Below are 7,926 nucleotides of genomic sequence, written 5' to 3'. Positions count from 1 at the left end.
CATTAAAAAAGCTTTTCATTCCTTATGCCAAAGAGGAACTCACAAATCAAACTTCTTTTAAGAAAGTTAACGAAACTAATACCCATTTAAAAGAGTATAAAATTCAAGTAAATCCTAGAGAAATAAACTTGTTTTACATAGAAGATAAACTTAGAGAACGAATTGTATTAGAAAATGGAATTTTTAAAGTTAATGCTACTAAAATTGAATTCTCACAATCTGAAATTATAAAAGAACTTGAAAATCATCCTGAAAAATTTAGTCCAAATGTAATCTTGAGACCATTGTATGAAGAAGTAATTTTACCTAATTTATGTTATATTGGTGGTGGCGGAGAAATTGCTTATTGGCTAGAATTAAAATCCAATTTCGAGGCTAACAACGTCACATTTCCTATTCTTTTACTTCGTAACTCTGTTTTATTGGCTACAAAAAAGCAAGATGAAAAAGCAGAAAAATTGGGATTAAATTGGTTCAATTTATTTACGAATCAACAAGAATTATTTGATAAAAAAACAGAAAGTTTTTCAAAATTTAAAATTGATTTTACAGAACAAAAAGAGTTTTTAAAAAAACAATTTGAAAACTTATATACCATTGCTAATAAAACAGATAAATCATTTGCTGGTGCAGTAAAAGCTCAAGAAACTAAACAAATAAAAGGATTAGAAAATCTAGAAAAAAGATTGTTGAAAGCAGAGAAAAGAGTTCATGCAGATGAGTTGGAACGTATATTATTGCTTCAAAATGAATTATTTCCTAACCAAAGTTTACAAGAGCGAAAAGCTAATTTTAGTGAATTTTATTTAGAGTTTGGAGAAGTTTTAATTACTAAATTATTAGAAAAATTAAACCCATTAAAACAAGAGTTTGCAGTTATTGTACTTTAGCTTTATGAATTTTTTTTTTAAATATCCTTAATTTTTAAATCCTTTACAATTTAAAAAACAATGTCTATTAGAATTTACATAACCATAAAAATACATACTTTAACTTATAATTAATAAACTAATAAACAATATAAATTTAAAAAATTAACACTACTTTTGCACCCAAATAAAAAAAATAAAACAAAAAAAATGGCTACAAATAGAACATTTACAATGATTAAACCCGATGGTGTTGAAAACGGACACATTGGCGGAATATTAAACATGATTACTGAAGGAGGATTTAAAATCATTTCTTTAAAATTAACACAATTAACAGTTGCCGATGCAAAGGCGTTTTATGCTGTTCACGCTGCAAGACCATTTTATGGTGAATTAGTAGAATTTATGTCACGTGGACCAATAGTTGCAGCAATTCTAGAAAAAGAAAATGCAATTGAAGATTTTAGAACTTTAATTGGTGCTACAAATCCTGCAGATGCTGCCGAAGGAACTATTCGTAAGAAATATGCAACTTCTATAGGCGAAAATGCAGTTCATGGTTCAGATTCTGATGAGAATGCTGCTATTGAAGGCGCTTTCCACTTCTCTGGTAGAGAGCAGTTTTAGTACTTAGTTTACTATAGCAATTGGCAGTTGAGTTGATTGTAAAAAATATAAAAATCTCGTTTCTTAAGTTGAAGCGAGATTTTTTTTATCTCAAAATTAAATCTTTAACTACATCTTTTCGTAGTTCTTCATTGAGCATTACCATTATTTTTTGTTTTCCATAACTTAATTCTTCACGCAAAACAGCCGATGTTAGTTTGACATACAAAGTACTTCCTCTTAGAATCACTTCTTGAGTATAACTGTTAACGCCGTTTCCCATAATATTTTTCCAAGCTTGTTCTACATCAATTTTATCCATTCCTGCTTCAAGCTTATTAACCTGAATAAATTGTTGTAAAACTTCTGAAATTGAACTTTCGTTACTTAATCGTTTTGCCATGTTTATAAAATTGAATTCAGTATTATTTTAATGAAAAAGGAATTTGTCTTTTATAATGGTACTCAAGATTGTCATTATTTTTTAAAACTAAAACAGAATCTTTAATTTCGAGAATTTCTTCTTTCCATTTACCATATTTGGTAGAATAATTAATAAAATAATCACCACCTTTAGAAGAAAGAGTGATGTTTTCTTTTATATTGTTTGTTAAATAAGTTCCGTCAAATTGAGGCATTACCTTTTGGCGAAAGCCTTTTTTATCTTTCATTTCAAAGAAGTCTATTGTTTCGTTTACTTTGTAATCCTTCTTGTTGCCATCCTTTAAAATGACTTTTTCTATTTCCCAATAGCCGTTAATTTTGGTAATATCTTTGTCAGATATTGATTGTTTGCAAGAAACTAATAGTAATCCGAAAAGTAAAAATGTGATTGTTTTTTTCATATTTAAAATAAAATATAAAATTACAATTTATTTCAAAGAATAAAAAAGTATTTTTGATTAAACCTTTTTATTTATTCCAAGTCTTATTTGAAAATCGACCGTTATGAAAAAAATTTTTACTTTACTTATTTTATCTGTCATTAGTTTTGGTTGCAGTTCTGACAATAGTTCTGAAAATCAAGTAACTCCGAATGAAGCAATGTATTTTCCACCAAGTGATGGAAGTTCAACTTGGGATACTAAGTCAATTTCGGACTTAGGTTGGAATCAAACTGCCGTTCAGCCATTATTGGATTACCTAAATTTAAAACATTCCAAATCATTCATTATTTTAGTAAATGGTAGAATTGTGATGGAAAATTATTTTAATGGACATACTTCAACTACACCTTGGTATTGGGCAAGTGCAGGAAAAACATTAACATCTACTGTTACCGGTATTGCAGAACAAGAAGGTTTATTGAATATAAACAACAAGGTTTCTGACTATTTGGGAACAGGCTGGACAAGTGCTCCTCTTGCAAAAGAAAATTTAATTACTTGCAAAAATCTTTTAACGATGACATCTGGACTAAATGATGCATTGGGTGATGATGTTTCTCCTTCAAACCTTCAATATGTAGCCGATGCAAATACACGATGGGCTTATCACAATGTTTATGTAAAACTTCAAGATGTTGTAGCGCAAGCAACTGGACAGACATGGACAAATTATTTCAATACTAAATTGAGAGATAAACTTGGAATGACTGGTGGAAGTTGGATAAATAATGGTGATGGACTGAGTGTTTATTGGAGTACTACGAGAAACATGGCGCGATTTGGATTGATGGAATTAAACAAAGGTAGATGGAATGGCAATCAAGTGGTAAATGAATCCTATTTTACTACAGCAACGAATACTTCACAAACTATAAATCAATCCTATGGATATTTATGGTGGTTAAATGGTAAATCAAGTTATCACTTACCACAAAGTCAATTACAAATACCTGGAAGTATAATTCCGAGTGGTCCAACCGATATGTTTATGGCTTTAGGGAAAAATGATCAAAAGATATATGTTATACCAAGTAAGAAAATGGTAGTTATCCGAATGGGTGATGCTGCTGATAATGTAAATTTAGCTTTATCCGATTTTGATGATGTTCTTTGGCAAAAAATAAGCGCGTTATATCAATAGCGCGCTTATTTTTAAATCTTATTTTTATATTTCTTACATATTAAATTGAATCATATTTTTACTCTTTTACAAACTTACTATTAAAAACGCCATCCTCACTAAAAACTTGCAATATATACATACCAATAGACAAACTACTCACATCAATAGTTTCATTATATAGTTGCTCATATACTTTGGCACCCAATAAATTGTAAATTATTGTTTTTTGAAGAGCTGTGGTAGATGTTATATTTAGAATGTCTTTTGTTGGATTGGGGTAGATTGTAATTTTGGGTTTATTAAATTCGTTTAAACTAAGTGGAGCACACAATAATTGCGTAGGAATTTGAATAATTGAATTTGTACCATCTCCAAGTTGACCAACATTATTAATACCCCAAACATATAGTAAATTATCATTTGTAATAGCCATTGAATATCCAGCGCCTGCAGAAATTTTAGCCCAACTTAAAGAATTTCCAATCTGTATTGGTGAATTTCTATTAATTGTTGAACCATCACCCAATCTATAGCCGTTATTCCATCCCCAGCTCCATAATGACCCATCATTTTTAATAGCTAAAGTGTGTCCATAATCAGAATCTAAACTTTGCCAATCATTATTGCTACCAATTTGTGTAGGAACTTGTTTATTAATAAATGTACCATCACCAAGTTGACCAACTTGATTATTACCCCACGACCAAATAGACCCATCATTTTTTAAAGCTATTGAAAATTCATAACCCGCATAAACATTAACCCAATCATTTGAAGATCCAATTTGAATAGGAAAATTTTTGTCAATCAAACTATTATCTCCAAGTTGACCAGAATTATTTCTTCCCCATACCCATAATGTTCCATCGTTTTTGATTGCAAGAGAGTGCGAGTATCCGCTCCTAATTTTTTGCCAATTAGTATCAAATCCAATTTGAACAGGAATGTTTTTATTCATAGTTGAACCATCTCCTAATTGACCATAAGTGTTATTTCCCCATGCCCATAATGTTCCATTTAACTTTAAACCTAATACATGTGTACTAGTTGATGAAATAGTATTCCAATCATTGGAAGTTCCAATTTGAGTTGGTGCATTAACATTACTTGTCTCAATCAAACCTAATCCTAACTTCCCAAAACTATTTCCTCCTAACGACCATAATGTATTGTCATTTTTTAGTAATATTGTATGACCACTACCAGAATTAATATCTAAATATAAATTAACATTCTCAATTATAGTTTGATTCAAACACTGATTATTGATGCAATTTATTGATCCTATTTGACCAACACTATTATCACCCCAACCCCATAAACTCCCATCTAATCTAATTGCAACAGTGTGTGAACTTCCACAATTAATTTTTGACCAACATTGAGCCTCAATTTTAATTGAAAATAATAAAAATAAAAGTAACGTTAATTTTATATTTTTCATTTTATCATTTTTTTGGTTATTACGTTTCCATCTTCAAGGATAACTTTTACTGAAATAATTTTATATTTTTCATCTATACAAACAGAGATGTTATTACAATTTAAATTTTCTAATTGCTCAATTTCAGTTGAATTGAAAGATTGCGTGTATATGTCATTTAATACTATTTTTTTAATTTTTTTTGTTGCCGAAATAATTTCAAGGTAACTATTGTTGAAAATAATATTAACTTCATTTTTAGATACTTCATTAGATGATTTTAAATTATTAAATTTTAATACAAATCTATCATCAATAAATTTTAAGTCTGATTGAAATGTGTAAGGTTTCTGTGTTATATCTGCAATTATTTTTAATAATTTATCTTCTAAATAAATAGTCTTATTCTTTAAATCTCCTGTAACTTTCTCAATAGAAATTGAAAGTTCTTGATTAGAATCTTTTAGACAAGTCACTCCTAATGGAATTGTATTATCTACATTAAAATTACTTTGAGTATCAATAATTAAATCTTCAAGAGTTGATTTTGTATAAAAACTTAAGCTTCTACCAACTATGTTTTTCACATCTTCTTTAGAATTATATTCATTATGTCCTTTTTCTAAAAAGGCAATACCTAACTGGGAAGATGCTTTATCATTTTTCAAATTCAACCAAAGTTTATTATCTTTTTCAACTGATTGATGATTAGAATTTTTCGCAAAGTTATTGTTCGCTACTTTGGTTCTTATACTGTTGTTAAAAATAAGGTTTCCAGATGCAGTTGTTGTTTGTACAAAAAAGGATTGACAGGATGACAAATCACCACTATCACTAATACCATCACCTAGTGGGTCATCAAAAGCTGCATTGCCAAAAGAATTTGGAACAATTATCATAGTGGGGTTATAAATCAGATAACTGTCTTCATTATAACTTAATGGATAAGGTCCAGGGTTACCCGAAATTGGCGTATCATCAGTAATTAAAGACCTTCCCCAAACAAATGCAACTGGATCAATCAACCCAGCATTTACCTCGAAAAATCTGTCTAAATTTATTGCACTTGGGTATGGGTTACCTACTAAATTGGTGTAAGTATTACTTGGTGCGTTGTGATAAACAGGCACAGTGATTTCACCATTATTAGGTGTGCCGCTAAAAGTAATTGTATAATTACAATTTGTACCACAAGCGCTTGGTGGCCAAGTAATATAACCCAAACCAGCGTTGAGTTGTTGTGCTCGTTGGGTTGGAGTAAGTATAAAATAATCATCAAGGTTGTCATCATAGCCATTGGCATAAGGTGATGTACTTGATGCACCATTAAACCAATTAGGAATGTCTTGAAAATTGGCATTTTCAAAACCATAAAAACGAGAACTATTAAATGGTGGCGAAGGAAATAAATTATTTGCTGTATTAGTATTGTTGTTTATAGGCAAGTTTGCCAATGGTGTTGACCAATACACATAATCGGTATAGGCATCAAGTCCAACTGTAGTTCTAGAAATGTTAATTTGGCTGTTAGTACCACGAGTAATTAAATCAGTTCCTACTGTGCCTTGAAACTGGTCTTTTACTTGAACTAATGAACCGTTGTTTTCAACATTGATAACCGCATTGTCTTGTACATTTACAAATCCTTCTGAACTTACGTAATCATTTGCAGTAATTTTTAGTATTTGGTTGTCTAAAACGGTTAGAGAACATGCTTCAAAACTTCCACCATCTAAAGAAGTATTATAATTGTTAGCTATATTGATACGGCGAGAACGATCTGGGTTACTTTCGTCTGTGCTTCCATCAGTCCAGCTGGTATTCCAAGTTAAAGTGTCGTCATTATGTCTTCCTAAAACGGCATTGGTTTTGGAATTTTCACCATACTCATTTTCTATTTCGTCTAATGTAAATTCAACCCAATCTTCAAGGTCGAAAGCATCAATTCTTGGGTATTGTACGGCACAATTACTTCTAACTAAAGATTTATCTAAACACCAATCTGTGCCATCTGTGCCAACTAAATCAATTCGGTCATTAAAGGCTGTAATTCCATTTGAGGTTGACAAAACAAGAACATCGCTTTGTCCGTCAAAAGTAAAATCTATAGGAAATAGATTTAATCCTATTGCAGCATAGTTAGGTACCGATGCATTTGGCGTTTGAAATACTTTTACTTCACCTGGTAATAATATTCCTATATCAAAACTACTTGTTGGCATTCCACCAGTATTAACTCCATCATAAAGCACAGCAAAATAAGTTCCTGCAAATATAGTTTCTGTAGTGCTAGGGTTTTTTATTTCAATGTAGGTACTTTCAGTACCTTTAGCATAGGTTTGAGAAATAAATGGTTTTGGACAAACTGATGTTACCTCAATTTCTCTTTTTATTATGTATGATGGACAGCCAATTGTACTATTAACAAGATATTCTATAACATGACTTCCAATTCCTGCAATTGCAGGATTAAACGAAAATACACCGTTAGTATTTACCACACCATTTCCAGAAAACACTCCATTTGGGTTAGCATTTAGTATGTAATTACTTAAATCAGGTATTATACTGTTGTTACAAGAAAATACATGAGTAGATAAGATATCTTCCTCTTGTAAATCTCTTTTAAGATTTAGATCAATATCTTTTAGTTCGTACTTTTTACCAAATCTATCAAAAATAACTGGCTTATTCCATTTTGGCAAAAGCTCTTTGCTATTGACTTCTTGAGAATATATTGGATTGATAAATAAATTAAAAATCAAAACAAACAAAATAGCAATTGTTATTTTTAATAGTTGTTGGTAGTTAATTAAAACATAGAAAAGTTTCATAAATTAAAAAGATATTAAATTAAAATCCTTAAAACTATAAAAAAAATCTCAACAACCTTATATACAGATGCTAATTTTTTGTAACTAATTGAAATTAATTAGTTATTTCCAACCATTATATTGCTTTTTTAACACCTAAACAACTATTTACAAATTTTTTGAGTCAAATTTATATATAGTT

The 7,926-nt window shown here is 30.0% G+C and carries 7 protein-coding genes; 3 read left to right on the top strand and 4 right to left on the bottom strand.

Going from position 1 to position 7,926, the window contains the following annotated elements:
- Nucleotides 1-890: bacillithiol biosynthesis BshC (bshC, locus tag ACH2CG_RS11595; protein WP_395065337.1), on the top strand; the 890-nt coding region annotated here is incomplete at its 5' end.
- A gap of 189 nt (nt 891-1,079) precedes the next feature.
- The gene (locus ACH2CG_RS11590) at nt 1,080-1,499 is read left to right on the top strand and encodes a nucleoside-diphosphate kinase (protein ID WP_395065335.1); all 420 of its coding nucleotides are present in this window, start codon (nt 1,080-1,082) and stop codon (nt 1,497-1,499) included.
- Between the two features lie 85 nt (nt 1,500-1,584).
- Here the strand turns inward: ACH2CG_RS11590 and ACH2CG_RS11585 are convergent, their stop codons facing one another.
- Both ACH2CG_RS11585 and ACH2CG_RS11580 read right to left on the bottom strand, forming a co-directional pair.
- Nucleotides 1,585-1,881, bottom strand: coding sequence for a DUF721 domain-containing protein (locus ACH2CG_RS11585; protein WP_395065333.1), 297 nt, complete (start codon nt 1,879-1,881; stop codon nt 1,585-1,587).
- Between the two features lie 22 nt (nt 1,882-1,903).
- Nucleotides 1,904-2,323, bottom strand: coding sequence for a hypothetical protein (locus ACH2CG_RS11580; protein ID WP_395065331.1), 420 nt, complete (start codon nt 2,321-2,323; stop codon nt 1,904-1,906).
- A gap of 103 nt (nt 2,324-2,426) precedes the next feature.
- Here ACH2CG_RS11580 and ACH2CG_RS11575 point away from each other — a divergent pair, with 103 nt between their 5' ends.
- Complete coding sequence (locus ACH2CG_RS11575; protein WP_395065329.1) at nt 2,427-3,506, top strand: serine hydrolase domain-containing protein; 1,080 nt, start codon at nt 2,427-2,429, stop codon at nt 3,504-3,506.
- Between the two features lie 58 nt (nt 3,507-3,564).
- Here ACH2CG_RS11575 and ACH2CG_RS11570 read toward each other — a convergent pair whose 3' ends face one another.
- Nucleotides 3,565-4,932 (bottom strand): T9SS type A sorting domain-containing protein, encoded by a 1,368-nt coding sequence (locus ACH2CG_RS11570; RefSeq protein WP_395065327.1) that lies wholly within the window; start codon nt 4,930-4,932, stop codon nt 3,565-3,567.
- Complete coding sequence (locus ACH2CG_RS11565; protein WP_395065325.1) at nt 4,929-7,745, bottom strand: hypothetical protein; 2,817 nt, start codon at nt 7,743-7,745, stop codon at nt 4,929-4,931. The genes ACH2CG_RS11570 and ACH2CG_RS11565 overlap by 4 nt, the downstream gene beginning before the upstream one ends.
- Nucleotides 7,746-7,926: the final 181 nt, after the last annotated feature.

It is taken from the genome of Flavobacterium sp. (genome assembly GCF_043778725.1).
Classification (GTDB): Bacteria; Bacteroidota; Bacteroidia; order Flavobacteriales; family Flavobacteriaceae; genus Flavobacterium.
The sequence above is the reverse complement of the archived record's forward strand: the minus strand, read 5'-3'. Positions and strand labels throughout refer to the sequence as shown.